The organism is Patulibacter sp. NPDC049589 (assembly GCF_040675535.1).
In the GTDB taxonomy this organism is placed as follows: domain Bacteria; phylum Actinomycetota; class Thermoleophilia; order Solirubrobacterales; family Solirubrobacteraceae; genus Patulibacter.
The window spans coordinates 43405-70130 of record NZ_JBFAPC010000003.1; the positions used below are offsets into that span (position 1 = coordinate 43405).

Below are 26726 nucleotides of genomic sequence, written 5' to 3' on the forward strand. Positions count from 1 at the left end.
TGGCGCGGGCTCGACCGGTCTGTTACCTTCAGACTTGTTCAGATGTTCATGCTTTTAGGAGCAGGAATCAGTCTCATGGCCCACGATCACTCCCACGGCATCGTCACCGCCGGCGCCCGCCACAAGCGTGCGCTGACGATCGCACTGGCGCTCACTGCGACGTACCTCGTCGTCGAGCTCTCGGTCGGCCTCGCGATCGGCTCCCTCGCGCTGATCTCCGATGCCGGCCACATGCTCACCGACACCGCGGGGCTCGCCCTGGCGCTGACGGCGATCGTGATGGCGCAGAGCACGCCGGACGACGAACGGACGTACGGTCGCTACCGGCTCGAGGCGCTCGCGTCGCTGGCCAACGCTGTGCTGCTGTTCGCGGTCGCGATCTACGTCCTCATCGAGGCCGTCGGCCGGTTCCAGGACCCCACCGACGTCCCCGGACTCGGGCTGATGGTCGTCGCCTTCGTCGGCCTCGTGGTCAACGTCGCCTCGTTCCTGCTCCTGCGCGCCGGCGCGAAGGAGAGCCTGAACGTCCGCGGCGCGTTCCTCGAGGTCTGGGCCGACATGATCGGCTCGCTCGGCGTGCTCGCGGCCGGCGCGGTCATGCTCGCGACCGACTGGCCCTACGCCGACCCGATCGTCGGCGTCGCGATCGGCCTGTTCGTCCTCCCCCGCGCCTGGCGTCTGGGCGCCGACGCGGTCCACATCCTCATGGAGGGCGCGCCGAAGGACGTCGACGTCGCCGATGTGCGGAGCACGCTCGCGGCATTGCCCGGGGTGCAGGGCGTCCACGACCTGCACGTCTGGACCCTGACCTCCGGCACCGACGTGGCCAGCGCCCACCTGCAGATGGCCGAAGGCGCCGACGGCGGCGCCGTCCTGACCGCCGCCACGGCTCTCCTTCGCGAGCGATTCAACATCTCGCACGCGACGATCCAGACCGAGCCCAGCGGTTACGACACCGACGACGAACCGGGGATCTGACATGAGCACCGAGACCATCGACCTGCCGCTGGGCAGGGACGCCGACTGCGAGCCGTGTGCCGGCCGGATCCGCGAGACCCTCGTCCACCACGCCGGCGTCACCGGCGTCGCCGGTGTGCGTGACGACACCGCCCTGCGGGTCACCGTCGACGCCGAACGGTGCGACGCCGCGTGCCTTGCAGAGGCGCTCGAGGACGCGCGCCGAGCGCTGCACGGCCGCTACAGCCACCCCGAGATGACCGTCACCGGGATGGACTGCGCCGACTGCGCCACGCGCATCGAGCACACCGTCCGTCGGCTGCCCGGCGTCGACGGCGTGAGCGTCAGCGTCACCTCGGCGCGCATGCGGCTGGAGCTGGACACCGAGGTCGGCGACCTCGAGACCGTCCGCGGCCGCGTCTCCAAGCTCGGCTACGGCGTCGGCGAGACGATCGCCCCGCCCTCCGCCGCCGGATCGGCGGCCCCCGCAGAGCTGCCGCAGGCGGCCGCGTGCGACGACGCGTGCTGCGCCCCGGAGGACGCCACCCCGGACGCCGGCGACCACGGGGAGGCGCTGCATCGACATGCTGCACCGCCTTCCGCGGCGGTCGGAGTCACCGCTCCGGCGAGCACCGGGACAGGCGGGCTGCTTCGCGAATGGGCGCGCGGATCCGACCGGGTGACGCGCACGTCCGCCGTGCTGCTGCTGGTCGCGGTGCTCTTCGACCTGACCCGGTTCCCGGGGGTGTTCGCGATCGCCGCCTACGCCCTCAGCACCGCGACGGGTGGCGTCTCGATCGCACGGTCCGGGATCAGGGGCGCGATCGCGACGCGCCGGCCCGACATGAACCTCCTGATGGCGATCGCCGTGCTCGGCGCGGTGGCGATCGGGGCGTGGATGGAGGCCGCGCTTGTCGTCGTCCTCTTCTCGATCGGCGAGCTGCTCGAGGGACGCGCCGTCGGCCGCGCGCGCCGCGAGCTCGAGGCGCTGGTCTCGCTCGCCCCGCAGGTCGCCGTGGTCCGACGGACGCACTCCCACGGTGGCGCCCTGCACCACGAGGAGCTGACCGTGCCGGTGGACGCACTGATCGTCGGAGACGTCGTGATCGTCCGCCCAGGAGAGCAGATCCCCGCAGACGGGACGATCCTCGAGGGCGCCTCGGCGATCGATCAGGCCGCGATCACCGGCGAGTCGACGCCGGTGGATCGCGAAGCCGGCGAGCAGGTCTTCGCGGGCACGCTCAACGGCGAGGGACTGCTCGCCATCACGACCACGAGCGCCCCCGGCGACACGACGCTCGATCGCATCGCCCGGCTCGTCGCCGACGCGCAGGCACGGCGCTCGCCGTCGGAGCGCTGGGTGCAGGCCTTCGCGCGGATCTACACCCCGATCGTCATCGCCGCCGCGCTCCTGGTGGCGATCGTGCCGCCCGTGCTCGGCCTGATGGAGTTCTCCGACGCGTTCTACTCGGCGCTGGCGCTCCTGATCCTCGCCTGCCCGTGTGCCCTGGTCCTGTCGACCCCGGTCTCGATCGTCTCCGCGCTGGGACGCGCCTCCGCCGCCGGCGTCCTGGTCAAGGGCGGCGCGCATCTCGAACGCGCCGCGACGATCCAGACCGTCGCGTTCGACAAGACCGGCACGCTGACGGCCGGAGAGCCCGACGTCGTGCAGGTCGACGGCGTCGCGCCCGACGGCACGCTCTACCCCGTCGGCGCAACCCCGGAGATGCTCCGCACGTCGGTGCTGGCAGTGGCCGCTGCGCTCGAGCAGGGCTCCGCGCACCCGCTGGCCGTGGCGATCGTCACGGCGGCTCAGGACCGCGGGATCGGGCTCCCGCACGCGACCGACCTGCGGTCGCTGACCGGCCTGGGCGCATCGGGCATCATCGGCGCAGACCCGTGCCGCGTCGGCAGCCCGCGGCTGCTGGCCACGGACGAGCAGCCTCCGATGGTGCGTGAGCTCGCCGAGCGGCTGCAGGACGCCGGGCGGACCGTCGTCCTCGTCGAGCGCGCCGGCACGGTGATCGGCGCGATCGGGCTCGCCGACCGCCCGCGGCCCGAAGCCCGGGAGGCGATGGGCCGCCTGGGCGAGCTCGGCATCACCCGGACGGTGATGCTGACGGGCGACACCCCCGAGACCGCCGCGGCGATCGCCGGCGACCTCGGGATCGCGGGGGTCGCCGCCGATCTGCTGCCGGGCGACAAGGCCGACGCCGTGCGGCGGCTCGGCGACGGCGTCGCGATGGTCGGCGACGGCGTCAACGACACCCCGGCGCTGGCGGCGTCGGACCTCGGCATCGCGATGGGGACCGCCGGCAGCCCCGCGGCGATCGAGGTCGCCGACGTGGCGCTGATGGGCGACGACCCGCGGAAGATCGCGGAGCTGATCGGGCTGGCGCGGTGGACCCGCACGGTCGTGCGGCAGAACATCGCGTTCTCGCTGGGGACGAAGGCGATCGCCGCCGTGTTCCTGCTCTTCGGCGCGCTGCCCCTGTGGGCCGCGGTCGGGGTCGACGTCGGCGCGTCGCTCCTGGTCGTCGCCAACGGCCTGCGGCTCGTCTCGGGGCGCCCCGTCGGACAGCGCGAGCTGCCGATCCTCGAGCGCAGCGCCGTGGCCGGCCCGACGGTGTTCGTGTGAGCTCGCGCCCGTTGCCACGTCGCCCGCAGCCGTCTCCGGGACGCTGGGGCTTCGGTGCCGCGCTGTTGATCCTTGTCGCGACCCTGGGGAGCGCGTCCTTGGCCGTGATCCCCGACCTCCTCCTCGGAGACGACACGCTGACGCGCAGGATCGTCGGTCAGCTCGGCAGCATGATCACCCAGAACGCCGTCTTCGTGGCCCTGCCCGTGGTGATCATCGCGCTGCTGCTGCAAGCGCGTCCCGCCCCGAGCGCCTTCGGTCTGCGCACGCCCTCCCGGCCGTGGATGACCGCGGGGGCGGTGGTCGTGGCCTTCGTCGGCTACCTCCTCATCTCCAACCTCCTCGGGTCGCTCCTCGACGTCGGCGACCGCAAGGACTCGCAGCCCGCCACCCTCGGAGCGACCGAGAGCGTCGCCGCCGGGATCGCCATCGCCCTCGGCGTCACGATCCTCGCCCCGGTCGGCGAGGAGTTCCTGATGCGCGGAGTCGTGTACCCGGGCATGCGAGACGGCCTGAGCAGCCGCATCGGCCCCTGGGCCGCCATCGCCGCCGCCGCCGTGGTCAACGGGCTGATCTTCGGCGCACTGCACGGCGCCACGGACCTGATCTTCATCCCGATGCTGATGACGTTCGGGATCGTGCTGTGCCTGCTCTACCAGGTGACCGGATCGTTGTACGCACCGATCGCGCTCCACCTCACTAACAACACGGTCGCGATCGCCACGGCGCTGGGGTGGACCGTCCTGGAGGGCCTCGCGCTCTGGCTGAGCGCCGCGGCCGTCCTGAGCCTCGCGGCCCGCGTCGTCGGGACGGTCACGCGACGCAGCCGTGCCGGGATCTCCGAGGCGGGCGCCTCGCCGGCTGCGTGATCAGCGCGGTCGGCGGGCACGAGACCGTGCGATCTCCTCCCGCCAGTCCGTCCCCCAGATGCGCTCGCGGAGCACGACGACCATGACCGCGCCGACCGCCAACGCGAGGAGCAGCTGCACGGTGCCGGAGCTCGTCACCACGGACGCAGCGCTCCACACGAGCGCCTCGATCAGCACCAACGTGCAGATCCAGAAGAGTCGCCCGCGTTGCCGGGGCTCCGCGACGGGCCGGGGCAGTACCTTCGCCCCCTCGCCGGGCGGCGGCGGCCTGCGGGACTTCTGACGACGACTCTTCTTGGCAGCCACTGCGGTCCTCCGCACGGGATGGGTCCGGCCCCGTCCGCCCACGACCGGACGTTCATCGAGCGACGGATCACGCCACCGAAGTATCCTACATCGCGTCGGAGTGGCCACGCCGCTCGGCCGATGTGAATACGCCAGACTCGTCGCATGGAGTGTCCGGACCGACGTACGAACGAGACCCCGACAGGGAGGCAGCCCGCGGCCGCGGGTCGGCGCCGGCGACCGGCGCGCCTCGCGCATCACAGGTCCCGGGCGGCGCGGAACTCTCGATCGTGCGGTGGCCGCCGGATGAGGCGCGACACATGAGGCGTGTCTCTTCTCTCCAGGTGGTGACGGCCCTGTTCGTCGCGGTGCTGGTCGTCGTGCTGGTCACGTTCACGACGCTCGCTGTCACGTCGGCCTCCCGCTCATCCGCCGACGCCACGACGACCACCGGACCGGCCCCGCCCCCCACCCAGCCGACGCTCACCACCTTCGACCCCTGACGCGCCGCCGCGCCGGCGCAACGAGCCGTTCACGCGTTGCCGCGGGGACTGCCCTACTCCTACAGTGCGTAGTTCACCTGGGGGCGGGCACGTCGTTTCGACGTCTGCTGCGGCCCTCGCTGACCTCCGGAGTCCGGTTGCGCCCCCGCCTCGTATCCATCCCCCTTGCGGTTGTCGCGCTCGCGCTCGCACCGTCGGCGTCGGACCTGGTTCCCGGAGTCGACCCGGGCGGTGTCGCCCGCGCGGCGGCGTCGCCAGAGCGGCTCGAGCGTCTTCGCGAGCGGATCGTGGCGACGGAGGGCCGCGTGGCGCGCCGCAAGGGCCGCGAGCGCGTCCTGACGACCGACGTGCAGCGCTTCGGGGATCGGATCGACAGGATGGCCGAGCGCATCGCCCAGCTCCAGACACGCCAGGACGGGGCACAGCGTGATCTGGACGCGAGCACCGCCGAGCTCGAGCGAACCCAGTCGGAGCTGCGGACCCAACGTCGGCGGTTGGTGCGGCTGCGCGGCCGGCTCGCCGAGTCCCGCAGGATCCTGGCAGCGCGGCTGGTCGAGCTCTATCAGGCGGACAAGCCGGATCTCGTCGGGGTGGTCGTCGACAGCCAGGGGTTCTCCGATCTGCTCGAACGCGCGGAGTTCCTCCAGAAGATCGGACAACAGGACCGCCGGGTCGTCGGGGCGGTGCGCAGCGCGCGGACCGAGGCGGCGAGCTCCGAACGGCGCCTCGCGCAGCTCGAGGGCAGCCAGCGTGCCGCCGCACGCAGCATCGAGGGGCGCCGCAACGAGATCGCGACCGTCAGACGCCGCGTGGTGGCCACCCGTACGGCCGTTGCCGCCGACCGCGCCGATCGCGCCGCCCTCTTGCGGAGCGTCCGCGGAAGTCGGCAGACCGACGAGGGCAGCATCGCGTCGATGCGCCGCGCCGAGACCCGGATCCGGCGTCAGATCGCTGCTGCGTCGACCCCGGCCGTGAGTGGCGGCGGCGGTGGTGGTGATGGCCCGGTCAAGCGCGGGTCGGGGCGGCTGGTCTGGCCGGCCAACGGCCAGTTCACCTCCCCGTTCGGCCCCCGCTGGGGGCGTCTGCATGCCGGCATCGACATCGCGGTGCCGACCGGCACGCCGGTCCGGGCCGCCGATTCGGGAACGGTGACGATCGCCGGATGGACGGGCGGCTACGGCAACTACGTGTGCGTCGACGTCGGCGGCGGCCTGACCGTCTGCGGTGCGCACAACTCGAGCCTCAAGGTCCGCGTCGGTCAGCGCGTGGCTCGCGGCGACGTCGTGGCCCTCAGCGGCAACACGGGCAACAGCACCGGCCCGCACGTGCACTTCGAGACCCGCGTCGGCGGGGTCCCGCGGGACCCCATGACCTACCTCTGAGCGCTGCGGCCGACGGTGACCCGACCCGTCCCGCCCCGAAGCGCGGCCGGACCGGCGCGCTCGGGGGGCTGGTGGAAGCGCTGGTCAGCCGTCGTCGCGCGGGAGTCGGCGGTGGCGCAAGACCGCCGCGACGCCGCCGGCCAGGACGAGGAGCACGATGCTGGGAACGACCCAGCCGGGGGTCTCGTCGCCCTGCCCGGACACGTCCTCGACCGGAGTGGCGGCCGTCGGCTCCGGCGGCTCGGCGACGGGCGCCGCCGAGGTGGTGGTGCTCTCCGGCGCGGCCGCCTTCTGCTCGGGCGGCCCCGGGGGATTCGTGCGGTCGTTGGTGACCCGCAGCTCTCTGCCGGTGCTCAACGTGACGTAGGCCGCGACGTCCCAGTCCTGCCAGGATCCTCGTCCGGCGACCGGGATCTCGGCGTGATGGATGCCGCTCTCGTCGCGATCGGTGGCGACGCGGATGGACCGCTCCCGGCCGGAAAGACGGATCCAGTAGACGACCTTGGAGCCCCCGCCGGACCCGCGGCCGGTCAGCGTGGTGGCGAGGTCCACCTCGCCCGCCTCGGCCGCCGAGCCCTGGACGGCGATGCGCGCTCCTCCCCCGCCTCCGTCGGCGACGTCGATACCACCGTGCGCGTCCGCGGACACCGGCGCGACCAGCAGGACGACGGCGGAGACCATCAGGGCAACGGGCCGGCCGACGCGCCGCGGCCGCGCCGTCGTCGCGACCGGCGGATGGGTGCGGGAAAGGTGGTTCATGAGAGCAGCCAGAGTCCGAGGGAGGTGAAGGCCACCATCACCGCGAGCATCCAGTACTGGGAGCGCGCGGCCGATCGCGGGCCACGGAAGGTGCGCAGGGCGATGTCGTGGGCGGCGATGAGTCCCGCGACGTGACCGCCGACGAGGGCCACGACCTGCAGATACCAGGTCGCTTCGGGTGAGAGGACGTCGTAGTCGATGCCCCAGGCGGCGGTGCCGAAGAGGTCGGAGCCGTCGCCCCGGGGGTCCGACATGAGGAACCCGAGCGCCTGACCGTTGATCACGAGGAACGACAGGTAGTGCGCCACGGCATACCCGAGGGCGATCGGGACGAAGCTCGGGGCGAAGCGCCCGAGCACGTCGACGCCCCGCAGGCGGGCACGGTCGACGCTGCGCACCCCGGCGACGCCGAGGAGCACGAGCGCGGTGATCAGGGCGACGCAGAGCAGGAGGCCGACGGTGGCCGCGGCGGTCCCGGCGGTCGCGGTGTCCAGGCCGAGGTCGCCGAAGGCGTCCTGGAGGGTCGGGCCGAGTGATCCGTCGGTCGTCCACAGGTCTCCCCCGGAGACGCCGTCGAACGTCGTGGTGCCGATCAGCGTCAGGATCACGGCGGCGAGGCCCGGTGCGGATTCGATCCGCGCGAGCCCGCTGCCGGGGACGCGTAGGCGAAGCCGGCGGTCCTCCCACTGCAGCGGCGACAACGTCGAAGCGAGGTGGAAGTAGCGACCGAATCCGTCGGCGCGGTCGAGGAACGTCGACCCGAAGATCCCGACGCCGATGAGCATCGCGGCGCCGTAGAGGAGGGCGACGAGGCCAAGGACGAACGGGTCGTCACGGTCTCCGGCGGCGAGCTCGAGCCACGCGAACGCGAGCAGCACCACCGCGGCGGGCCAGAGCCCGAGCCGGGCGGGGTAGGTCACCGGTTGCGGCAGGCCTCCGGGACCGGCGGTCCTTCGGACGATCCATCCCGCGAGATCCACGATGGTCCTCCACGGGCTGAGCGCCCGCCAGACATCGCCGAAGAGGAGCGAGATCACCGGGACGCCGACCCAGAACGCGACGAAGACCATCCGGGGTGCGATGTTCGCCTGGGGATTGGCGGTGCCGGAGAGACCGGCCCAGACGGTCGTGCCGTAGAGGATCAGGCCGAGGGCACCCAGGGAGACGCGTCCGCCGACGCGGACGCCGGCCGGGACGGCGACGCTGCGCCCATCGGCCAGCTCACGCAGCCGCGGGCGCTGCCAGAGGATGCTCAGCCCGACGAACGAGACGACGAGGACGACACCCGCCGCCCACGCGAACAGCCATTCCGGCAACGGGAGGTCACGGCCGCCGCCGAGGCCGTGAGCCGCCGCCGGCGACGGCGTCGCCAGCAGCAGCACGACAGCCGAGAGGGCGACCGGGGCCGCGGGGCGCATGGATCGTGTCCGGCTCACGTGAAGATCGAGTCCCACGGCGCCCAGAACCGCTCGGCCACCAGCGCAGCGATGAGCATGAGCCAGACGGTGATCACGATCCCGTGGTTGCGACGCGCCGCCCCTGCGATAGCGCCTAGGCGTGTCGGACGCTCGGCCGCGTCACGCAGGTTGTGCAGCGTGACGTACCAGAAGGCCGGGATCGTGGCCGCCCACACGGCGATGCAGAACGGGCAGAGCGCGCCGACGCGGTAGAGCCCCTGCACGATGAGCCAGTGCACGAAGACCACGGCGAAGATCAGGCCGGCCTGCAGCACGAGCCAGAACGACCGCCCGGGCCGGCCGCCGGAGACGAGGAGCAGCCCGGCGGTGAGCAGCCCGCCGAAGCCGGCGAGGCCGAGGAACGGGTTGGGGAAGCCGAACGCGTCGGCCTGCGCGCTGTTCATCACCGCCCCGCAGTCGACGGCCCCGCCGAGCGAGCACGCGGGGACGTACAGCGGGTTCTCGAGCAGCCGGATCTTCTCGATCGCCAGCTCGCCCGAAGCGACCAGCCCGACGATCCCGGCGATCAGGAGCAGCAGGCCGAGCCGTCGACCGGCGGGGGACCCCGCCGTCCGCTCCTCGGCGAGCGCGGCTGCCGCGGTGCTCACGTGCCGCGGATGGCGGTGTCGATCGCCTCGCGCAGGTCGTCGATCGACTGCGCCTCGACGCGCTGCTCGCCGACGAAGAACGTCGGTGTGCTCTGGACGCCGAGTGCCGCGCCTGCCTCGAAGTCGCGCTCGACCCGCTGCAGGGTCTTGGGGTCCTCGACGGCGGCGTCGTAGCGCTTGAGATCGAGCCCGAGGTCGTCGGCGAACTCGCGGAACAGCCCGGCCTTGGAGTCGGACTGCTCGCCCCAGTCCTTCTGGGTCTCGTACATCCGCACGTACATCTCCTCCAGCTTGCCCTGCTTCGATGCGGCCTCGACCGCCACGGCGGCGTTGCGGGAGTTCTGGTGGCTGGGGATCGGGAAGTAGCGGATGTTGAAGGTCACCCGCCCGGCGTACTTCTTGCGCAGGTCCTCGATCGCCGGGAACGCGGCCCCGCAGGCCTCGCACTCGAAGTCGAGGAACTCGGTGAACGTCACGCCGGTGCTGCCGGCCTCCCCCAGCCGGCGCGGGTCGGGGGTGATGACGCGCGTCGGCGTGGATCCGCCGGCGGCGGCGGTCGTGGTCGGGGTCGTGGCAGCGGTCTGCTCGGCAGCCGACTCCTCGTCTCCCCCACCGCCGGCGATCGCGATCACCGCGATGACGACGACGAACAGGGCGACGAGCGCGGCGGAGATCCTCAGGTTGCGATTCATGGGGTCCTTCGTGGGGTTCGGGGGATGCTGCGATGTCTGGTCCGCCCTGCCGCGCCGACAGGACGGCCGGGGCGTGCCCCGGCGGCGGCGCTCGGTGTCGGCGGCTGCCGGCCGTGGCTTCTCATACGACTTCGTCGTCCTCGAGATCGAAGACGTCGTCGTCCTCGTCGGGGAGGTGGCGTCCTGCGATCCACAGTCCACCCATGACGATGAGCAGCGGGGACAGGTACAGCACGGCATGAACGCCGCCGACGTGCGCGAGTGCCATCACGGGATCACCGGGCCGTGGTCAGTCGCCGCACGACGGCGACGTCGTGGGCCAGGCCGTCCGAGGTCAGCTTGTCCGCGGGCCACGCCACGCGCTGGCGCCCGCGAGCGTCGAGGACGAGGACGTATGCGGAGTGGTCGAACGCCCGTCCCTGGGGCTGGATGCCGTAGGCCTTCCAGATCGGGACCAGCTGCGCCCGCGTTCCGAGGAGGAAGTCGGCTCGGCCGCGGAGGTCCATCTTGTTGAGGAACTGCTGGGCCGCTTCGGGGGTGTCCCCGTCGGGGTCGACGCTGACGACGAGCGTCGGGACGTCGGCGCCGAGCGTGTCCAAGGCGCTGGCGACCTGGCGGGCCATCGCCGGGCACGTGTCTTCGCAGGACGTGAAGAGGAACGTGACGATCACCGGCCGGCCGCGGAACTGCTGCAGCGTGCGCACGCGGCCGTCCTGGTCGCGCAGGCGGAAGTCCGGTGAGCGCGGCGGGATGCGACCCCCGTCCCTCGCGGCACCGCGGTACGGGGAGCCGGGCGACAGGATGCCGTCCGCCGTCCGTTCGCCGTCGACGGACGCGGCCTGCGCGAACGTCAGGACCACGAGAGCGCCGAGCGCGACGACCGCGGAGACGAGCAGGGCGATGAGCGCTCGGGGATTCATGGCTCAGCGCTCGAAGACCCGAAGCACGCCGTCGAGGCGCAGCGCCGAGAGCACGTCGCGGGTCTCGGACGCGAGCATCGTCATCTGGTGATGGGCGACGAGCCATCCGATCGCGAGCAGCAGGACGCCGCCTACGACGGAGATCGCCGTGTAGTGATCGCGGACGACGCGCGCCATGCGCGTGACGCGCTGGAGGGCGAAGGCGGCGGCGAGGAACGGCACCGACAGCCCGATGCCGTACGCCATCAGGAGAAACGCCCCGCCCCCGACGCCGGACTGCGTGGCCGCCGCCGTGAGGATCGCGCCGAGGATCGGACCGGCGCACGGGGTCCATGCCACCGCGAACGCCATCCCGGCGAGGACCGGTCCGCCGGTGCCGGCCCGCTCGATCAGGGTCGTCGGCCGGAACGTGCGCCCCAGGGTCGGGATCAGCGCGGTCACCAGATAGAGGGCGCCCATCGTCATCAACATGACGCCCGCGACGACGTCGAGCGTGTCCCGGCTGCCGCGCAGCGGAGCGCTGAGGCCGGTCGCCAGGAGACCCAGCAGGACGAAGACGAGCGTGAAGCTGAGGCAGAAGACCGCAGCCGGGCCGAGGATCGCTCCGACACGAGCCCGATCGGTGCGGACCGTCTGCCCACCGGTGAGGACCGACAGGTAGCCAGGGACGAGAGGAAGCACGCACGGGGAGGCGAACGAGAGCATCCCGGCGGCGAACGCCGCGAAGACCGTGGGGCTCGCTGCGGTCATCGGGCGATCGATCCCTCGAAGCCGACACGTCGCAGCGCGTTGCGGGTGAACTGCTCCGTGAGCTCGCCGCGGGCGATCGACCGGATCCGCCCTTCGCGATCGATGAAGATCGTCTCCGGCAGGGCCCGGACGCCGTACTCCTGCGCGAAATCGGTGCCGGGGTCCACGTGCAGGGGGTACGAGAGGCCGAAGCGCCGAGCGAACGCCCTGCTCGACGTCGGGGTGTCGTTGTAGGTGACCCCTAGGACGGTCCCGGCGTTCGCGCGGCGGAGCGCGACGTGCGTGCGCTCCAGCAGCGGCGCCTCGGACTCGCAGGGCCGACACCACGACGCCCAGAAGTTCAGGACGACGATCTGGCCACGCAGGTCACGAAGCCGCACGGGCTTCTCCGCCGACAACCCCCGAAGCACGCGCCCGTCATCGAGCGCGGGGACGATCTGGCCGTTCTCGATCTTCGCGTCCAGCGACTGCTGCCGGCCGTCCGGGCCCGACCGGAGCATCCCGACGACCAGCAGCGCGAGCAACGCCAGCGCCAGCGCCGCCAGGGCACCGGGTACGCCGAGCAAGCGCCTCACGCCGGCCGTCCCGTCGAAGGGCGGTGTACCGGACGCGCGGGCCTCGGAAGTGGCGTACCGGGCCGCAACACGACGCCGAATCCTACAACGTGTCGGACACGGAGGGTCGCACGCTGACGCGACCCACGCCCGTGGACTGGTCTGCATCGCGTGGGATACTCCCGGCCAATGAGCGGTGAGATCCAGGGCGAGCTGCAGGAACAGATCATGGCGGCGCTCTGGCGCACCGGCCCCGGGACCGTGGAGCACGTCCGCGAAGGGCTCCCGACACGCCACCGCAGCGCGTACACCACGGTGCAGACCGTGCTGAACCGCCTCACCGAGCGCGGATTGGTCGGTCGGGTGCGGCGCGGGCGAACGATGGTCTACACCGCCGAGCTCAGCGAGGCCCAGTACCTGTCGCAGTCGCTGGAACGAGCCCTCGCGGGCGCCTCGCTCGAGGCGCGACAGGTGGCGTTGACGCAGCTGATCGGCGGCCTCGATCCGGACGAGCTCGAGCGCTTCGGCGATCAGGCGCGTCAGGTGCGCGAGCGACGCGGGTCGGGCGGATGATCGTCGCGATGGCCGCTCTGGCGGTCGGGCTGACCGCGCTTCCCCACGTTGCGGGGCTGCAGCGTCGCTCGGCGGCGACGGCGCTCGTGTTGTGGTCGGTGGCGCTCGGGGTCCGCGCTGCGGGGTGTCTGCTGCTGGCCGTCTGCCTGATGGTCGTGGTCCCGTCGACCGCCGCGTTCGCGGCGCTGACGGACTGGTGCGTCGAGGACGTCGTCCCGGCGCTGGCCGGGCACGTGGGGATGCTCGGCCACCAGGTCGGCGACGCCCTTTCGCTGGTGCCGTTCGTCGCGCTGAACGTGTCCGCGTTGTGGGTCGCGGTACGGATCGCGCGCGGGGCCCGCACGGTGCGGCAGTTGCTGTCGTGGTCGACGGTCGGCCCCGGCCCCCGCGGCACCGTCGTCCTGGGCGGCCCGCAGGTGATGCTCGGCGCAGCCGGGTTCCTGCGCCCGCGCGTCGTCGTGTCCGCCGGTGCGCTGACGGCCCTCGACGACGAGGAGCTCGCGGCCGCGATCGCCCACGAGCAGGGGCATATCCGGCGCGGACATCGCTTCGTCGCGGCGTTCGCGGAGCTCTCCGGGGCGCTGGCGCGGCCGGTGCCGGGAACGCGGCGATTGATCGCGGAGGTCCATAGACAGATCGAGCGGGACGCCGACGCATGGGCGCTGGGTCGACGCCACGACCGGATGGCCCTGGCCGGCGCGATCTGCAAGAGCGCGCTCTCTCGCACTCCCACCCCGGCACTGGCGCTCTTGTCGGGGTCCGGGGCTGCAGACCGCGTGGAGGAGCTCCTCCGTGGCCCGCTGGCCGAGAAGCGCGTCGGCGACCGGGTCCTGAGCACCGGAGCACTCGCGGCGGCGATCGTCTTGTTCTGCCTGACCGTCGCCTGGGTGGCGGTCGCCTCTGGCGGGACGCTGCCGCAAGAGGCCGTGACGACCCTGCGGCACGTGTGCCCCGGCTGCACGCGCTGACCTGACGGGCCGAAGGTCCTACGCGGTGTAGGCTCGCCGCGCATGTCGATGTCACGCCGACGCCAACGCTTGGCCCTCGCCTGCACCCTGCTCGTCGGGGCCGGTGCCGCAGCCGGGTTCTCCGGAATCGGTGACGACTCGCCCGCGGAGCCGGCGAAGGGCGAGACGCGCCCGTCGTCGACCGCCAGCCGTCCGGACGACGCCGAGGCGGCGGACGCATCGCCGCTTCCCGCGGGCGCACCGCGAGGCCCCGCCGCTCCGTCTCCGACACGAGCTGGCGCGCGCGGCGAGGCGCAGCTCGAAGCCGTTGCCGAGGACGAACAGGGTGTCTCCATCTCGCCGGGCGCACCGTCCGACGCCGAGGTCCGCGCCGAGCTGAAGGCGATGCAGGGCGTTCAGCGCGAAGCCCGGCGCGGCACCCTCGCCGGGCCCGCGGGGATCGTGAAGCTCGGGGCCGACGGCACCGCCCGCGTGCCGGCCGACGCCCCGAAGAAGGTCGCGGCGATCATCGCCAGCGCGAACGCGATCGCGAGGTTCCCGTACGTCTACGGCGGCGGGCACGGCTCGTTCGTCGACACCGCGTACGACTGCTCCGGCTCCGTCAGCTACGCGCTCGCAGGCGCCAAGCTGATGACGGCGCCGCTGGCCTCGGGCGGGTTCGAAGAGTGGGGCGAGCCCGGCCCCGGCAAGTGGATCACGATCTACACCAACCCCGGGCACATGTTCATGACCGTCGGAGGTGTTCGCTACGACACCAGTGGACGCTCCGGCGTGCTCGGAAGCCGCTGGAACGCCACGCCGCGGAGCGTCGCGGGCTTCACCGTGCGGCACCCGAAGGGCTTGTAGGGCGCCGCCTGGTGCCCTGCGGCGGTCCGGAACTGGTCGGCCCACCGGCAGGGTTCGGGGCCTGCGTCTGTTCCTGCAGCGTGCCGCCCGTGGGTGGTGTCGGTGCTGAGCTCGAACTGCTGACCAGGAGCCCAGAAGCGACGACGGCGGTGACGAGCAGGCCGCGGGTGGCCTGGCGCAGACGGCTTGGGGTCAGCCAAGCCCAGGCGCGGGCGGTGAGCCACAGACGAATCCCGCTGGTGCCGGCGACGACGGTCGCCGCTCCGGCCATGCATTGAGCGCACATATCGACAGCTTTGGACTGGGCTAGAAGGTGGGTCCGGCGTGCGGATTCAGTGCGCCCGTGGCAACGAGCGCGATGACGACGATGCCGAGGGTGACGCGGTAGACGACGAAGGCACCAAAGGTCTTCGTGGCGATGTATCGCATGAGCCAGGTGATGACGGCGAGGCCGACGACGAAGGACACGAGGGTGGCCAGCGCCGTGGCGGCGATCGGTGGGGCCGCGCTGGTGCTGCCGATGTCCTTGAGCTCGAAGAGGCCGGAGGCCAGGACGGCCGGGACGGCGAGGAGGAACGCGTAGCGGGCGGCGACGTCGCGGCGGAAGCCGATGAGCAGACCGACGGTGATGGTTCCGCCTGAGCGCGAGACACCCGGGAGCAAGGCCAGAGCCTGCGCGAACCCGAGGGTGATGCCGCGACGTGTCGTGAGCTCGTCGAGGTTCTTGGTCTGCGCGGCGAATCGATCTGCGAGGCCGAGCAGGAGGCCGAAGAGGATGAGGTTCGCGGCGACGAGTCGAAGGTCACGGAACGTGCTTTCGATCTGGTGTTGGAGGAGCAGTCCGAGGATCGCGATCGGCAGCGTTCCGATGATCACGAGCCACCCGATCCGCGCATCGGCATCGGGGTGTGATCTGGGATGACGGATCCATCGGAGGACGGCGCCGACGATGCGGAGGATGTCGTGACGGAAGTAGACGAGGACCGCGAGTTCGGTGCCGATCTGCACGACGGCGGTGAACGCTGCTCCGGGATCGTCCCACCCGGCCAGGGCGGCGACGATCCGCAGATGGGCGCTGGAGGAGATTGGCAGGAACTCGGTGAGGCCCTGCACCACGCCCAACACGACGGCGTGCAACCAGGGAAGGTCGGTGGCCACGGCGAGGTCGGGGGTCATCGTTCGAAGATCCGCAGGACGCCGTCGAGGTTGAGGGCGTCGAAGAGCTCGCGGGTCTCGGACGCCAGCCACGTCATGTTGTGGTTGAGGACGAGCCAGCCGATGCCGATCAGTGCGATCCCGCCGATCGCGGAGATCAAGGTGTAGTGGTCGCGCAGGATCCGTGCGGCGGAGGTGACTCGCTCGAGCGCGAGCGCGGCGGCGAGGAACGGGATCGCGAGCCCGGCGCTGTAGGCCAGGAGCAGGAACGCGCCGCCGCCGACCCCGGATTGGGTGGCCGCGGCGGTGAGGATCGCGCCGAGGATCGGCCCGGCGCAGGGGGTCCATGCGACCGCGAACGCCATCCCCGCGACGATCGGGCTGCCGTTGCCGGCGCCGCGCAGCAGCGTGGTGGAGCGGACCGTCCTGCCGAGTTGTGGGATCAGTGGGGTGAGGATGTAGAAGGCACCCATCGTCATCAGCAGGACGCCGGAGACGACGTCAAGGGTGTCGCGGCTGTTTCGCAGCGGGGCGCTGAGTCCGCTGGCCAGCAGCCCGAGCAACACGAAGACGAGCGCAAAGCTCATGCAGAACAGCGCGGCGGGCCCGAGGATCTGGCCGATGCGCTGCTCGGCCTTCGGCCGGGTGCTCTCCCCGCCGGTGAGGACCGACAGGTAGCCGGGCACCAACGGCAACACACATGGGGAGACGAACGACAACGCCCCGGCGGCGAACGCCGCGAAGACCGTTGGGCTGACCGCGCTCACCGGGCGGTCTTCCCTGCGCGGTAGCCGGCGCGCCTGAGCGACCGGTTCAGGAAGTCGGCGGTCAGTTCGCCGCGGGCGATCGCGCGGATCCGGCCCTCACGGTCGATGAAGAACGTCTCCGGCAACGCACGGACCCCGTACTGCTTCGCAAAGTCGGTGCCGGGGTCCAGCAGCGACGGGTAGCTCAACCCGAACTTCGAGACGAACTCGCGGCTGCTGTCGGGCGTGTCGTTGTAGGTGACGCCCAAGACCGTCCCGGCACCCGTCCGTCGGAGTTGTCGGTGTGCGCGCTCCAGCAGCGGGGCTTCGGATTCGCACGGCCGGCACCACGACGCCCAGAAGTTCAGGACGACGATCTGGCCGCGGTAGTCCGCCAGCGACCGGGATGCACCGCCGGCGAGGGGCCGCATCGAGCGGTTCACGTCAGCGGCGGGCACGATCTGGCCCCGCTCGACCTTGGCGTCCAGCGACGCACCAGTGCTGCTGCCGTCGGGACGCAGCAGCGCGTATCCGAGAATCAGGAGCAGCCCGACGGCCATCACCGACAACAGGATCGGAACAGCCGAACGACGACTCACGAGGCCTCCAGAAGCTCGAGGGTGCCCAGCACGGTCCGCAGGCGCCCGGTGCTCCGGACGTCGGTGAAGCCGGCGTCTCGGATGATCTGCGGGATCCGGCCGGCGGCGTGATCTGCAGTGTTCTGTCGGCCGTCCAGCGCACGGATGGCGAGGAACGCCAGGTGCATTGCGGGGTCCTGTGGGCGTCCCCAGTCGGCGATGTGGAGGCGACCGCCGGGACGCAGCACGCGTCGCATCTCGCGCAGGGCGAGCAGGCGGGTCGGCGGCGAGAGATGGTGCAGCAGCAGCGAGGCAGTGATGCAATCCATTGCGTCGTCCTCCAGCGGCAGGTCCTGCGCGAGCGCCTGGGTCCAGGCGATCGGCCGGCCCGCCGAGCGTGCGCGTGCGCGTGCCAGCGCGTCGGGGTCACCGTCGACCGCGGTGATCTGTGCGTGCGGTGCGGCGTCGGCCAGGGCGACGCTCTGCGAGCCGGTGCCGCATCCGACGTCGAGGATGGTCAGAGGCCCGGCGGCTACGGCGTCGCGGACGAGCGCCGCGCGGAAGGTCCCTTCGCGCATCGTGGCGGCCATGACGGGGTCGTAGAACCGCGTCAAGGCACGGTGCCCGGCGGCCGGTACGTACCGCTCGCCATTCACGAGGGCATCCGATCGGTTCGGGCCTCGGAGGCGCTCTCCCAGGTCTCGCGGCCTTCGTTGAGCGCGACGGCGGCCAGCAGCAGCGCAACGATGGGGTCCGCCCACCACAGGCCGAACGCCTCGTTGAGCGCGAGGCCGACCAGCAGGCTGACGGACAGGTAGTTCGATAGCCACGTCTCCTTGGACTGCGCGATCAGCACGGGGTTGCCGAGTGCGCGTCCGACGCGGGCCTGTGCGAGCGCGACGGGAACCATGACCAGCAGCGCGACGATGTTCAGGACGATCCCGACGATCGATCCTTCCGCCTCGTCGCCGCCGACGAGGTCGCGGACGGACTCGACCGACACGTAGGCGGCGAGGACGAAGAACGTGAGCGCGATCAGCCGGAGCGCGGGCGCCTGACGGGCCCGCGCGCGTTCGCCGCCGTGCAGCTGCCAGATCACCACCGACGCGGCGAACACCTCGATCGTGGAATCCAGGCCGAACCCGATCAACGCGATCGACCCCGCCGCGATGCCGGCGGTGATCGCCACCACCCCTTCGATCACGTCCCAGACGACGATCAACCACGCCAGCCGCAGACCACGACGGCGGAGCGCCGTCTCCGGCGGTCGGTCTGGCCCCGCGGGCTGCCCCATTCCGGTCACGTAGTTATCCTAACGGCCGTGCGAACGTTTGGTGTACTGCGGGCTCGGCGCCTTGCGCTCATGGTGGCGCTGGTGGCGTTGATCGTCGACGTCGCGACGAAGGTCGTCGCCGAGAGCGGCGCGGTGCTGCCGATCGCGCTGCCGCTCGGAATCGATCTGGAGCTCTCCCACAACCCCGGGATCGCGTTTGGGTCGTTCACGGACCTACCACCTGGGGTGTTGTACGTCGGCATCTCGTTGCTGGTGGCGGTCTTGGCGGTGGCGGTGCTGCGCGGCTGGCCGAAGGAGTCCCCCACCGCCGGGGGACTCCTCCTCGGCGGGGCGGTCGGCAATCTGGGCAACCGGCTGCTCGAGGGCCACGTGACGGACTTCGTCGCGGTGCCGCACTTCTCCGTCTTCAACCTCGCGGACGTCGCGATCACCTTCGGCATCGTGCTGCTGGTCCTCAAGAGCCTCCGCGAGCAGCCCGAAGTGGTCGATGGCGAGGTCTCCGAGTCGGTCAGGCAGGCTGCGTTCGCGTCGCCTGCGCAACCGGATCGACGGCCGGCGTGGCGGCGCGGTGGTCGAAGGCGACGCGGCGAGCAGCACGCACGCCGTTTCCGATGACGAACAGCTCGGCGATCTCGTGGATCGCGACGACCGCCGCGAGGCCAAGGACCCCGGTGCCGGCCAGCGGCACCAGCGCGACGAGCAGTCCGCCGGAGAACAGCAGATTTTGGCGCATGATCCGCCCGGCCCTGCGGGCGTGCGTGACGGTGTCGGGCAGTGCGCGCAGGTCGTTGCCCATCAGCGCGACGTCGGCGGCCTCGATCGCGACGTCGGAGCCCATCGCGCCCATCGCGACCCCGACCCGCGCGGACGCCAGGGCGGGCGCGTCGTTGATGCCGTCGCCGACCATCGCCACCGGGTGCTCCAGCTGCATCCGCTCGACGACCGTGACCTTGTCCTCGGGCAAGAGCTCGGCGTGCACCTCATCGACGCCGGCCCGGGCGCCCAGCGCGGTGGCGGTGGCGGTGTTGTCGCCGGTGAGCATCGCGACTTGACGGACCCCGGTCTTGCGCAGCAGCGCGATCGCGTCGGCGGCCTCGGGGCGCAGCTCGTCGCGGACGGCGATCGCGCCGACCAGTCGACCGTCCTCTTCGACGAGGACGACGGTCGCGCCGTCCTGCTGCAGCCGGGTCACGTCGGCGGCGAGGGGGCCCGCGTCGATGTAGCCGGGCTTGCCCAGCCGCACCGTGGTGCCGGCCAGCGTGCCGGTCAGGCCGTGCCCGGCGATCGCCTGCACGTCCTCGGCGGGCGTCGGGTCCGCGGGCGCGGCGGTTAGGATCGCGGCGGCGAGCGGGTGGTCGCTTCGGACCTCCAGCGCGGCCGCGGCCGCCAGCACCTGCTCGGCCGTTACGCCGGGGGTGGTGAGGGTGTCGATGACGCGCGGCTGGTTGCGGGTCAAGGTGCCGGTCTTGTCCAGCGCGACCGCCCGGACCGCCCCGAGTGCCTCCAGCGCGGCACCGCCCTTGATCAAGACGCCGGAGCGCGTTGCCGCGCCGATCGCGGAGACGACAGTGACGGGGACGGCGATCGCAAAGGCGCACGGCGACGCGGCGACGAGGACGACGAGCGCGCGGTTGATCCACTCCGACGGGTCGCCGGAGACGAGCGATCCGATCACGGCGATCAGCAGGGCGACGACGAGGACGCCGGGGACCAGGGGGCGGGCGACGCGGTCGGCGAGGCGCTGCGAGCTGCCCTTGCGCTCCTGGGCCTCTTCGACGATCCGGACCACCCGTGCCAGCGAGTTCTCCCCCGCCCGCGCGGTGACCTCGAGCTCCAGAACGCCGGAGCCGTTGATCGCCGCGGCGAAGACCTCGTCGCCCGGGCCGCGTTCGGTCGGCAGCGACTCGCCGGTGATCGCGGAGAGGTCCAGCGCGGAGCGGCCGGTGCGGATGGTGCCGTCGGTGGCGATCCGCTCGCCGGCGCGGACGAGCAGTACGTCGCCGATCTGCAGCTCCGCGGGGTCGACGTCGCGCTCGACGCCGTCGCGCCGGACGGTCGCGCGGTCGGGGACGAGGTCCATCAGGGCACGCAGGCCCTGGCGGGTGCGCGTCATCGCGTAGCTCTCCATCGCCTCGGAGATCGAGAAGAGGAACGCGAGCGTCGCGGCCTCGGCGACCTCGCCGAGGAGGACCGCGCCGATCGCCGCGATCGTCATCAGCGTCCCGACCGACAGTCGCCCGCGGCCCAGCGCCCGGATCGACTGCGGGATGAACGTCAGCCCACCGACGATCAACGCCAGGACCTCGAGCACCCGCGGCACGGTGCTCACGTCCAGCAGCGACAGCAGCAGCCCGGCGGCGAGCAGGAGCCCCGAGACGGTCGCCAGCTGGATCTCGCGGACCTCGTAGAGCCGCTGGACCGGAGCGGACGGGTCGGGCACCTCGACCTCGCAACCGCACGCGTCGACGATCGTCTTCGTCCTCACCGGCGGCGCCTTGACCTCACAGCCACACGCGTCGACCTGCGGGGACGCCGGCGCACACCCGCACGCCTCGTCGGGCGGGGCGGCCATCTGCAGCTCGACGAGGTCGCCCGTGTCCTTCTTCGGCTCGCCGCCGCAGCACGAGTCACTCATGCGTGCACCTCCCCCGCGGGCAGCAGGACGTCCAGCAGCGCGCGGCCGGCAGGGGTGACCTCGTACATCACCATCTTCCCGTCACGACGGGACCGTGCAACCCCGGCGGTGCGCATCTTGCGCAGGTGGTGGGAGACGAGCTTCTCGGACCGCTCGACGATCCACGACAGGTCGCAGACGCAGAGCTCGCCACCGTCGGCGAGCGCTCGAGCCAACGCGATCCGGGTCGGATCGCCCAACGCGGCCGCCAGCGCGGCGACGGATTCCGCAGCGGGCTGCTCCAGGCGCGCGCGGCGCAGGTCTTCGGCTTTCTCCATGTCGATGCACAGCAGCTCGCACGAACCTGTCATGCGCACATCCTAACGATCATGCGACCGACCGTCCAGTGGGTCGCCGCCGGCCGGGTGTTCAGTCGGCCCAACGGTCCGCGCGCGGGGTGCGGGGCGCCCGCGGCGCGGGGTGCTCGGGCGTGGGGACGTCGCGCCGGGCGGCGGATGCCAGGACGAGGGCGCCGGCGACGATCGCGACATCGGCGAGGTTGAACGCCGGCCCACCGCTGACCCGCAGGAAGTCGATGACCGACCCGAGCGTCAGGCGGTCGACGGTGTTGCCGACCGCCCCGCCGACCAGCAGCCCCGCGCCGATCCACGCGCCGGGCAGGTCCGCGTGGCGTAGGAACCAGGCGAGGACCGCACCGACCGCACCGAGGACCAGCAGCCCGACGATCAGCGGACTGTCAGCGAAGCTGGAGAACGCGATCCCGCTATTGCGCCAGTGCACGAGATCCAGGCCGGGCACGAACCCGACGACGTCGCCGCGGTCGATCGCCTCGCGAAGGACCCGCTTGGTCAGCTGATCGACCAGCAGCGCCACCACGGTGACCGCGGCGGTGCGGCGGAGCGCCAGGTCGAAACGCCGGCGGGCGGCGGAGCGGGCGCTCACCCCGTTGGTCCGGCCTGGATCGTTGACGCGACGGCGTCTGGGCGGAGCCCTGAAGTCGTGCGGAGCACACCGTCATCCTAATGTTCATGCGTCTGTTAGGGTCGCCGACATGGCGCTTCCACAGCCGCAGGTCGACACGCGACCCACTCGCTGGCCACGAGGCCTGACCTGGGCGCTCCTCCTCACCGCCGTGGCAGGTCTGGTCTACCTCATGGCCACGGCCTCGACCGGCCCGGTCGACCCGACGGAGGCCGCTCGCGGGACACAGAGCCACGGGACCGTCGTGGTCAACGCCGCGATCATCGTCTTCCGCGAGGGCCTCGAAGCCGTCCTCATCTTCGCCGCGGTGATCGCCAGCTTCCAAGGCGCGAACCTCCGCCGGCGGCGTCCCGTCGTCGCCGGCGCCGCAGCCGCGTTCGGCGCGTCGATCATCACGTGGTTCGTCGCCCAGGCCGTGCTCGACGCCGCATCGTCCCTCGGCCCCAAGCTCGAGGCGATCACCGGCTTTTTGGCCATCGTGGTGCTGCTGATCGTCCTCAACTGGTTCGTGCACAAGGTCTACTGGTCGCAGTGGATCGGCAAGCACCACCGTCAGCGCCGCAAGCTCCTGGCCTCCAGCGGCATCGGCGCGACCGTCGGCCTCGTCGCCCTCGGCTTCACCAGCGTCTACCGCGAAGGGTTCGAGGTCGTCCTGTTCCTGCAGAACCTGCAGCTGCAGGACGGCACCGGCACCGTGCTGGAAGGCGTCGGGATCGGGCTGGCCGGCACTGCCCTGGTCGGCGTCGCGATCTTCAAGCTCCACCAGAAGCTGCCCTACCGCCGCATGCTGCTGCTCACCGGCGTCCTCGTCGGATTCGTCCTCATGGTGATGATCGGCGGCACCGCCCTGACGTTCCAGGACCTCGGCTGGATCCCCCGCCACGACACGCCCTTCACCGTCCCGGAATGGATGGGCGCCTGGTTTGAGATGTACTCCACCTGGGAGACCCTCGGAGCACAGGTCCTCGCCGGCCTCTTCGTCGCAGGCTCCTACTACCTCGCCGAGTGGATGAAGACCCGATCCAGGCACGCCCGCAGCGAAGGTGCGGCCACCCGCGCCACCGCGCCTCCGCTTGAGCTGGCCGAGCGGTGAACCCGGACGATGCACCTCGCGCCCGACGCAACCGGCCTGCCGCAATGACCGTCGCAGCGCTCCGCCGCGACGTGAAGACCATGAGCGTCAACGCAGCGCGGACGGGCTGAGGGCCGTGCGCGCCTCACGGCGATTGGTGGCGATGACCGCGGTCACGATTGTGGTGGTGTTCGCGGTCGGACTGGCGCAGAGCGACGGACCGTCGTCGTCGGGTCCTCGAGCACCGTCGGTGACGCAGGCCCGCGCCCAGATACAAGGTGCCCCCGAGCCACTCCGACAGCTCTACGCCCGAAGCAACGCGTTGTTGCCCGAAACGACGTTCGATCGGCTGCTGGCCAGCGTGCGCGGCTACCCCGTGGTGGTCAACGTCTGGGCCTCGTACTGCGGTCCGTGCCGTCAAGAGTTCGGGCTGCTTCGCCGCGCAGCCGCCCGCTACGGCAAGCAGGTCGCGTTTCTCGGCCTGGACGCCGACGCCACCCCGGGGCCTGCCGAGGCCTTCTTGCGCAAGAACCCCACGCTCTACCCCCACGTGCGAGACCCAAGGGGCCGCTTGGCGGACCGCTTGAGCGCCGGGGTCGTCCTCCCCTCCACCGTCATTCTCCGTCCCGATGGACAGATCGCGGCAGTCTTCGCCGGGGCGTACCCCAATCCGCAACGACTTGCCGAGGACCTCGCCCGCTACGCAAAAGTGACCAACGAGCAATGACACAAAACATCCTGGCAGCGCCTCAGATGAGGCTCGTGCACGCGCCCCACCGTCTGGAACGTGGAGCGGGCGCTCGGCGCACCTACCGGTTCTGCGTGGCATGACCCGAACGTTGCGTCTGACCTTCGCGATCGTTGCCGCAGTCACCCTCGCTGCGGCGCTGTTGTACACGAGCTTCGCCGGGTCCGCCGAGGCACGCCAGCCGAGCCAGATGGCAGGAGCCGAAGCCAACCGCGAGTATCGACTGACCGGCGTCGTAGTGCGCGGCTCCGTGAAGCGTGGGCGGGACGCCGTGACCTTCCGGGTCCGTGATCGAAAAGGCGGTGCCTCGGTCCCCGTGACCTACACCGGCCAGATCCCCGACGCGTTCCGCGAAGGCCGCGAGGTGCTCGTCACGGTCCGCAAGCAGGGCACCACGTACCAGGGTCAGAAGGACACGCTCATCACGAAGTGCCCATCGAAGTTCGACGACGGAAAGTCCGGCGGGGAGCCGAAGATGAGGTGGCTTGACGGGTCCGATCGCGTCGTGAAAGGCGAGTAGCGCCCGATGGATCTCCTAGGACGCGGGCTCCTTATTCTCGGCCTCCTCGTCGCGCTCTACGGCGCTGCGGTGAGCGTCGTCGGAGCGCGACGCCTGCAGACCGCCGTTGGCCCCGGCACCGCGACGGGCACGACCGGCCACGGCGCAGCGTGGGTGCGCTCCGGCCGTCGGGCGATCTACGTCCTGGCCGGACTAGCCGTCTCAGCGTTCGTTCTCGTCGAGATCGCGTTCATCCGCACCGACCTGTCGTTCGACATCGTCGTGAGTCACTCGTCGAAGTCCACGCCGCTGGGCTACCGAATGGCAGCACCGTGGAGCTCACAGGAGGGCTCCCTGCTGCTGTGGGTGCTCATGCTCTCGTTGTGGAGTTCGCTGGTGGTACGCCGCGCGGGTCGGCGGATGGCCGACGTCGTGCCATGGGCGCAGGCCGTGCTTCTGGCGCTCGCGGCGTTCTTCCTGTTCCTGCTGGTCTTCTACAGCTCACCGTTTCGACTGACGCCCATGCCGGTCCCAGCCGTCGGGGAGGGCCTCAGCCCGCTGCTGCAGTACCCGAGCATGATGATCCACCCGCCGATGCTCTACAGCGGCTACACGCTGTTCGCGATCCCCTTCGCGTTCGCCGTCGGCGCGCTGATCGCCGGGCACGTCGGCTCCGACTGGATCCGTCATACCCGCCGCTACACGCTCGGTGCCTGGCTGCTGCTGGGCATCGGCATCGTCCTCGGCTCGCGCTGGTCCTACGCCGAGCTCGGCTGGGGCGGCTACTGGGGCTGGGACCCCGTCGAGAACGCGTCGCTCATGCCGTGGATCATCGGCACCGCGTTCATCCACTCCGTGATGATCCAGGAGAAGCGCGGCATGCTCCGCACCTGGAACGTCTCGCTCATCCTGCTGACGGGCATCCTCTGCATCCTCGGCACGTTCATCGTCCGCTCGGGGATCATCTCTTCGATCCACGCGTTCGGCTCGTCCACCGTGGGCTGGCAGTTCCTGACCCTCCTAGGGGTCATGACCTTCGGCTCGATCGCCCTGGTCACCTGGCGCCGGCCGCTGCTGCGCTCGGAGCACCGGATCGACTCGCTGCTCTCGCGCGAGGCGATCTTCCTGGTCGGCAACGTCGTCCTCGTCCTGCTGACGCTCGTCGTCCTCTGGGGCACGTTCTTCCCGCTGCTCTCCGAGGTCCTGACCGGCAAGCAACGGCCGTGGGCGTCCTCGACCTGGGGCTGGTGGGTCGGGCCGCTCTCCCTCGCGCTCGTAGGCCTCATGGGCCTCGGGCCACTTGCGGCGTGGCGCAAGACGACCCGCGCGCACCTCTGGCGTCAGGCCCGCGCGCCGCTGGCCGTCGCGATCCTCACGCTCGCTGTGGGCAGCGTGGTCGGTGGCGGGTCGCGTCTGGTCGTCGTCGTCGCGCTGCTCCTCGGCGGATTCGTCGTCGGGGCGGTCGGGCAGGAGCTCGTGCGGGGCGCGCGCGCGCGGCAGATCTCGACAGGCGAGCGGCTCCCCGTCGCGGTACCGAGGCTCGTCGGCCGCAACCGCCGGCGCTATGGCGGCTACCTCGTGCACGTCGGCTTCGCGGTGCTCGCCCTGTCGATCGCCGCGTCGTCGGCGTTGAAGGACCAGGAGCGTGTGAACGCGACGGTCGGCGACCGTTTCACCATCGGCGGCTACGACCTGCGCTACACAGGGGCGATCGGCGACTACCAGCTCACGGATGGCCGAATCGACAAACTGATCCTCGGTTCCGTCGTCGAGGTCCGACGCGACGGGAAACTCCTCCAGACGATCCGCCCGACGCGTGAGTACTACCCGTCGATGAACCCCGCCGACGGCCCCGTCGGCCGGTTCTTCGCCGGCGAGGCATCGACGGAGATCGCGCTGGACGCCGGGCTGACCCGCGATCTCTGGGTCGCGATGCAGCCCGACGGAGAGGCTCTTGCAACCGTTCTCGAGGCCCTAGACGACCGCTTGCGCGATCAGCCAACACGCTTCGCGCAGGGTGGCCAGCTCGCGCTGAACTTCACCGAGCTCTACGCCGCGCGACCATCCGGGGTGACGTTTCAGGTCATCGTCTCGCCTCTCGTCACGTGGATCTGGATCGGGAGCGTGCTCATGGCACTCGGTGCCCTCCTGGCGATGTGGCCGGCACCGGACCTCCAGACACGGCGAGTGCGAGCCGGACAGAAAGCGCGCGTGGCCCGCGACGTGCGATACCCCACGGAGCAGCCGCTGTGACCGT

30 protein-coding genes are annotated in these 26726 nt (G+C 71.5%); 13 read left to right on the forward strand and 17 right to left on the reverse strand.

The genetic code is table 11. The annotated features are described in order from the left end of the window. Nucleotides 1-75 precede the first annotated feature (75 nt). The 3 genes from AB0L40_RS00950 to AB0L40_RS00960 are packed head-to-tail and all read left to right on the forward strand — an operon-like array spanning nucleotide 76 to nucleotide 4464. Entirely contained in the window at nucleotides 76-978 is a 903-nt protein-coding gene (locus tag AB0L40_RS00950) for a cation diffusion facilitator family transporter (RefSeq protein WP_364347790.1), read from the forward strand. Between the two features lies 1 nt (nucleotide 979). After that, nucleotides 980-3595: a cation-translocating P-type ATPase gene (locus AB0L40_RS00955; protein WP_364347792.1), complete on the forward strand. Its 2616-nt coding sequence runs from the start codon at nucleotides 980-982 to the stop codon at nucleotides 3593-3595. After that, nucleotides 3592-4464: a CPBP family intramembrane glutamic endopeptidase gene (locus AB0L40_RS00960; protein ID WP_364347795.1), complete on the forward strand. Its 873-nt coding sequence runs from the start codon at nucleotides 3592-3594 to the stop codon at nucleotides 4462-4464. The genes AB0L40_RS00955 and AB0L40_RS00960 overlap by 4 nt, the downstream gene beginning before the upstream one ends. On the opposite strand, the gene AB0L40_RS00965 is transcribed toward AB0L40_RS00960, so the two are convergent. Further along, entirely contained in the window at nucleotides 4465-4770 is a 306-nt protein-coding gene (locus tag AB0L40_RS00965) for a hypothetical protein (RefSeq protein WP_364347798.1), read from the reverse strand. A 299-nt stretch (nucleotides 4771-5069) separates the two neighbouring features. On the opposite strand from AB0L40_RS00965, the gene AB0L40_RS00970 reads away from it, so the two are divergent. After that, nucleotides 5070-5252 (forward strand): hypothetical protein, encoded by a 183-nt coding sequence (locus tag AB0L40_RS00970; protein WP_364347801.1) that lies wholly within the window; start codon nucleotides 5070-5072, stop codon nucleotides 5250-5252. Nucleotides 5253-5557: 305 nt separating this feature from the next. Beyond that, entirely contained in the window at nucleotides 5558-6634 is a 1077-nt protein-coding gene (locus AB0L40_RS00975) for a M23 family metallopeptidase (RefSeq protein ID WP_364347804.1), read from the forward strand. Nucleotides 6635-6718: 84 nt separating this feature from the next. Here the strand turns inward: AB0L40_RS00975 and AB0L40_RS00980 are convergent, their stop codons facing one another. The 8 genes from AB0L40_RS00980 to AB0L40_RS01015 form a co-directional block, all read right to left on the reverse strand. After that, nucleotides 6719-7393 (reverse strand): hypothetical protein, encoded by a 675-nt coding sequence (locus AB0L40_RS00980; RefSeq protein WP_364347807.1) that lies wholly within the window; start codon nucleotides 7391-7393, stop codon nucleotides 6719-6721. After that, nucleotides 7390-8811 (reverse strand): fenitrothion hydrolase, encoded by a 1422-nt coding sequence (locus AB0L40_RS00985; protein ID WP_364347810.1) that lies wholly within the window; start codon nucleotides 8809-8811, stop codon nucleotides 7390-7392. The genes AB0L40_RS00980 and AB0L40_RS00985 overlap by 4 nt, the downstream gene beginning before the upstream one ends. A 14-nt stretch (nucleotides 8812-8825) precedes the next feature. After that, on the reverse strand, nucleotides 8826-9458 hold the full coding sequence (locus AB0L40_RS00990) for a vitamin K epoxide reductase family protein (protein WP_364347813.1): 633 nt from the start codon (nucleotides 9456-9458) through the stop codon (nucleotides 8826-8828). Further along, nucleotides 9455-10150: a thioredoxin domain-containing protein gene (locus AB0L40_RS00995; RefSeq protein WP_364347816.1), complete on the reverse strand. Its 696-nt coding sequence runs from the start codon at nucleotides 10148-10150 to the stop codon at nucleotides 9455-9457. The genes AB0L40_RS00990 and AB0L40_RS00995 overlap by 4 nt, the downstream gene beginning before the upstream one ends. 121 nt (nucleotides 10151-10271) lie before the next feature. Next, nucleotides 10272-10418 (reverse strand): hypothetical protein, encoded by a 147-nt coding sequence (locus tag AB0L40_RS01000; protein ID WP_364347819.1) that lies wholly within the window; start codon nucleotides 10416-10418, stop codon nucleotides 10272-10274. Between the two features lie 7 nt (nucleotides 10419-10425). After that, nucleotides 10426-11070, reverse strand: coding sequence for an SCO family protein (locus tag AB0L40_RS01005; RefSeq protein WP_364347822.1), 645 nt, complete (start codon nucleotides 11068-11070; stop codon nucleotides 10426-10428). A 3-nt stretch (nucleotides 11071-11073) separates the two neighbouring features. Further along, nucleotides 11074-11820, reverse strand: coding sequence for a cytochrome c biogenesis protein CcdA (locus AB0L40_RS01010; protein ID WP_364347825.1), 747 nt, complete (start codon nucleotides 11818-11820; stop codon nucleotides 11074-11076). After that, complete coding sequence (locus AB0L40_RS01015; protein WP_364347828.1) at nucleotides 11817-12395, reverse strand: TlpA disulfide reductase family protein; 579 nt, start codon at nucleotides 12393-12395, stop codon at nucleotides 11817-11819. The genes AB0L40_RS01010 and AB0L40_RS01015 overlap by 4 nt, the downstream gene beginning before the upstream one ends. A gap of 168 nt (nucleotides 12396-12563) precedes the next feature. Between AB0L40_RS01015 and AB0L40_RS01020 the strand changes: the two genes are divergently transcribed. Genes AB0L40_RS01020 through AB0L40_RS01030 form a run of 3 tightly spaced genes read left to right on the forward strand, consistent with a single transcriptional unit; the run spans nucleotide 12564 to nucleotide 14761 of the window. Further along, nucleotides 12564-12947, forward strand: a complete 384-nt coding sequence (locus AB0L40_RS01020) for a BlaI/MecI/CopY family transcriptional regulator (RefSeq protein WP_364347831.1) — start codon at nucleotides 12564-12566, stop codon at nucleotides 12945-12947. Between the two features lie 8 nt (nucleotides 12948-12955). Next, nucleotides 12956-13915, forward strand: coding sequence for a M56 family metallopeptidase (locus AB0L40_RS01025; RefSeq protein ID WP_364347834.1), 960 nt, complete (start codon nucleotides 12956-12958; stop codon nucleotides 13913-13915). Nucleotides 13916-13957: 42 nt separating this feature from the next. Next, complete coding sequence (locus AB0L40_RS01030; RefSeq protein WP_364347837.1) at nucleotides 13958-14761, forward strand: hypothetical protein; 804 nt, start codon at nucleotides 13958-13960, stop codon at nucleotides 14759-14761. Nucleotides 14762-15067: 306 nt separating this feature from the next. On the opposite strand, the gene AB0L40_RS01035 is transcribed toward AB0L40_RS01030, so the two are convergent. From AB0L40_RS01035 to AB0L40_RS01055, 5 genes are all read right to left on the reverse strand, one after another. Continuing rightward, entirely contained in the window at nucleotides 15068-15937 is an 870-nt protein-coding gene (locus AB0L40_RS01035; protein WP_364347840.1) for an undecaprenyl-diphosphate phosphatase, read from the reverse strand. Beyond that, the gene (locus tag AB0L40_RS01040) at nucleotides 15934-16683 is read right to left on the reverse strand and encodes a cytochrome c biogenesis CcdA family protein (protein WP_364347843.1); all 750 of its coding nucleotides are present in this window, start codon (nucleotides 16681-16683) and stop codon (nucleotides 15934-15936) included. Before AB0L40_RS01040 ends, AB0L40_RS01035 begins: the two co-directional genes overlap by 4 nt. Next, on the reverse strand, nucleotides 16680-17222 hold the full coding sequence (locus AB0L40_RS01045; protein ID WP_364347846.1) for a TlpA disulfide reductase family protein: 543 nt from the start codon (nucleotides 17220-17222) through the stop codon (nucleotides 16680-16682). The genes AB0L40_RS01040 and AB0L40_RS01045 overlap by 4 nt, the downstream gene beginning before the upstream one ends. Before the next feature lie 35 nt (nucleotides 17223-17257). Then, nucleotides 17258-17830, reverse strand: a complete 573-nt coding sequence (locus AB0L40_RS01050; RefSeq protein ID WP_364347849.1) for a class I SAM-dependent methyltransferase — start codon at nucleotides 17828-17830, stop codon at nucleotides 17258-17260. 62 nt (nucleotides 17831-17892) lie between these two features. Next, nucleotides 17893-18534, reverse strand: a complete 642-nt coding sequence (locus tag AB0L40_RS01055) for a cation transporter (RefSeq protein ID WP_364347913.1) — start codon at nucleotides 18532-18534, stop codon at nucleotides 17893-17895. Between the two features lie 69 nt (nucleotides 18535-18603). Here AB0L40_RS01055 and AB0L40_RS01060 point away from each other — a divergent pair, with 69 nt between their 5' ends. Continuing rightward, a complete protein-coding gene (locus tag AB0L40_RS01060; RefSeq protein ID WP_364347852.1) occupies nucleotides 18604-19149 on the forward strand; it encodes a signal peptidase II in 546 nt (181 codons plus the stop codon). On the opposite strand, the gene AB0L40_RS01065 is transcribed toward AB0L40_RS01060, so the two are convergent. Genes AB0L40_RS01065 through lspA form a run of 3 tightly spaced genes read right to left on the reverse strand, consistent with a single transcriptional unit; the run spans nucleotide 19043 to nucleotide 22111 of the window. Beyond that, complete coding sequence (locus AB0L40_RS01065) at nucleotides 19043-21169, reverse strand: cation-translocating P-type ATPase (RefSeq protein WP_364347855.1); 2127 nt, start codon at nucleotides 21167-21169, stop codon at nucleotides 19043-19045. The genes AB0L40_RS01060 and AB0L40_RS01065 overlap by 107 nt on opposite strands. Continuing rightward, nucleotides 21166-21519, reverse strand: coding sequence for a metalloregulator ArsR/SmtB family transcription factor (locus tag AB0L40_RS01070; RefSeq protein ID WP_364347858.1), 354 nt, complete (start codon nucleotides 21517-21519; stop codon nucleotides 21166-21168). Before AB0L40_RS01070 ends, AB0L40_RS01065 begins: the two co-directional genes overlap by 4 nt. Nucleotides 21520-21577: 58 nt before the next feature. Continuing rightward, entirely contained in the window at nucleotides 21578-22111 is a 534-nt protein-coding gene (lspA, locus tag AB0L40_RS01075) for a signal peptidase II (protein ID WP_364347861.1), read from the reverse strand. A gap of 109 nt (nucleotides 22112-22220) precedes the next feature. Here lspA and AB0L40_RS01080 point away from each other — a divergent pair, with 109 nt between their 5' ends. From AB0L40_RS01080 to AB0L40_RS01095, 4 genes are all read left to right on the forward strand, one after another. Further along, complete coding sequence (locus AB0L40_RS01080; RefSeq protein WP_364347864.1) at nucleotides 22221-23243, forward strand: FTR1 family protein; 1023 nt, start codon at nucleotides 22221-22223, stop codon at nucleotides 23241-23243. Nucleotides 23244-23385: 142 nt separating this feature from the next. Then, nucleotides 23386-23949, forward strand: coding sequence for a TlpA disulfide reductase family protein (locus AB0L40_RS01085; protein ID WP_364347867.1), 564 nt, complete (start codon nucleotides 23386-23388; stop codon nucleotides 23947-23949). Between the two features lie 112 nt (nucleotides 23950-24061). Beyond that, nucleotides 24062-24490 carry a cytochrome c maturation protein CcmE gene (locus AB0L40_RS01090; protein WP_364347870.1) on the forward strand — a complete coding sequence of 143 codons (429 nt, stop codon included), beginning with the start codon at nucleotides 24062-24064 and terminating at the stop codon, nucleotides 24488-24490. A 6-nt stretch (nucleotides 24491-24496) separates the two neighbouring features. Beyond that, complete coding sequence (locus tag AB0L40_RS01095; protein ID WP_364347873.1) at nucleotides 24497-26722, forward strand: cytochrome c-type biogenesis CcmF C-terminal domain-containing protein; 2226 nt, start codon at nucleotides 24497-24499, stop codon at nucleotides 26720-26722. Nucleotides 26723-26726: the final 4 nt, after the last annotated feature.

Coding starts and splice junctions, on each gene's coding strand:
- AB0L40_RS00950 (WP_364347790.1), top strand. CDS start 76: ATGGCCCACGATCACTCCCACGGCATCGTCACCGCCGGCGCCCGCCAC.
- AB0L40_RS00955 (WP_364347792.1), top strand. CDS start 980: ATGAGCACCGAGACCATCGACCTGCCGCTGGGCAGGGACGCCGACTGC.
- AB0L40_RS00970 (WP_364347801.1), top strand. CDS start 5,070: ATGAGGCGTGTCTCTTCTCTCCAGGTGGTGACGGCCCTGTTCGTCGCG.
- AB0L40_RS00980 (WP_364347807.1), bottom strand. CDS start 7,393: ATGAACCACCTTTCCCGCACCCATCCGCCGGTCGCGACGACGGCGCGG.
- AB0L40_RS00985 (WP_364347810.1), bottom strand. CDS start 8,811: ATGCGCCCCGCGGCCCCGGTCGCCCTCTCGGCTGTCGTGCTGCTGCTG.
- AB0L40_RS00995 (WP_364347816.1), bottom strand. CDS start 10,150: ATGAATCGCAACCTGAGGATCTCCGCCGCGCTCGTCGCCCTGTTCGTC.
- AB0L40_RS01000 (WP_364347819.1), bottom strand. CDS start 10,418: ATGGCACTCGCGCACGTCGGCGGCGTTCATGCCGTGCTGTACCTGTCC.
- AB0L40_RS01005 (WP_364347822.1), bottom strand. CDS start 11,070: ATGAATCCCCGAGCGCTCATCGCCCTGCTCGTCTCCGCGGTCGTCGCG.
- AB0L40_RS01010 (WP_364347825.1), bottom strand. CDS start 11,820: ATGACCGCAGCGAGCCCCACGGTCTTCGCGGCGTTCGCCGCCGGGATG.
- AB0L40_RS01020 (WP_364347831.1), top strand. CDS start 12,564: ATGAGCGGTGAGATCCAGGGCGAGCTGCAGGAACAGATCATGGCGGCG.
- AB0L40_RS01025 (WP_364347834.1), top strand. CDS start 12,956: ATGGCCGCTCTGGCGGTCGGGCTGACCGCGCTTCCCCACGTTGCGGGG.
- AB0L40_RS01030 (WP_364347837.1), top strand. CDS start 13,958: ATGTCGATGTCACGCCGACGCCAACGCTTGGCCCTCGCCTGCACCCTG.
- AB0L40_RS01035 (WP_364347840.1), bottom strand. CDS start 15,937: ATGACCCCCGACCTCGCCGTGGCCACCGACCTTCCCTGGTTGCACGCC.
- AB0L40_RS01045 (WP_364347846.1), bottom strand. CDS start 17,222: ATGGCCGTCGGGCTGCTCCTGATTCTCGGATACGCGCTGCTGCGTCCC.
- AB0L40_RS01050 (WP_364347849.1), bottom strand. CDS start 17,830: ATGGCCGCCACGATGCGCGAAGGGACCTTCCGCGCGGCGCTCGTCCGC.
- AB0L40_RS01055 (WP_364347913.1), bottom strand. CDS start 18,534: ATGGGGCAGCCCGCGGGGCCAGACCGACCGCCGGAGACGGCGCTCCGC.
- AB0L40_RS01060 (WP_364347852.1), top strand. CDS start 18,604: ATGGTGGCGCTGGTGGCGTTGATCGTCGACGTCGCGACGAAGGTCGTC.
- AB0L40_RS01065 (WP_364347855.1), bottom strand. CDS start 21,169: ATGAGTGACTCGTGCTGCGGCGGCGAGCCGAAGAAGGACACGGGCGAC.
- AB0L40_RS01070 (WP_364347858.1), bottom strand. CDS start 21,519: ATGACAGGTTCGTGCGAGCTGCTGTGCATCGACATGGAGAAAGCCGAA.
- AB0L40_RS01080 (WP_364347864.1), top strand. CDS start 22,221: ATGGCGCTTCCACAGCCGCAGGTCGACACGCGACCCACTCGCTGGCCA.
- AB0L40_RS01085 (WP_364347867.1), top strand. CDS start 23,386: ATGACCGCGGTCACGATTGTGGTGGTGTTCGCGGTCGGACTGGCGCAG.
- AB0L40_RS01095 (WP_364347873.1), top strand. CDS start 24,497: ATGGATCTCCTAGGACGCGGGCTCCTTATTCTCGGCCTCCTCGTCGCG.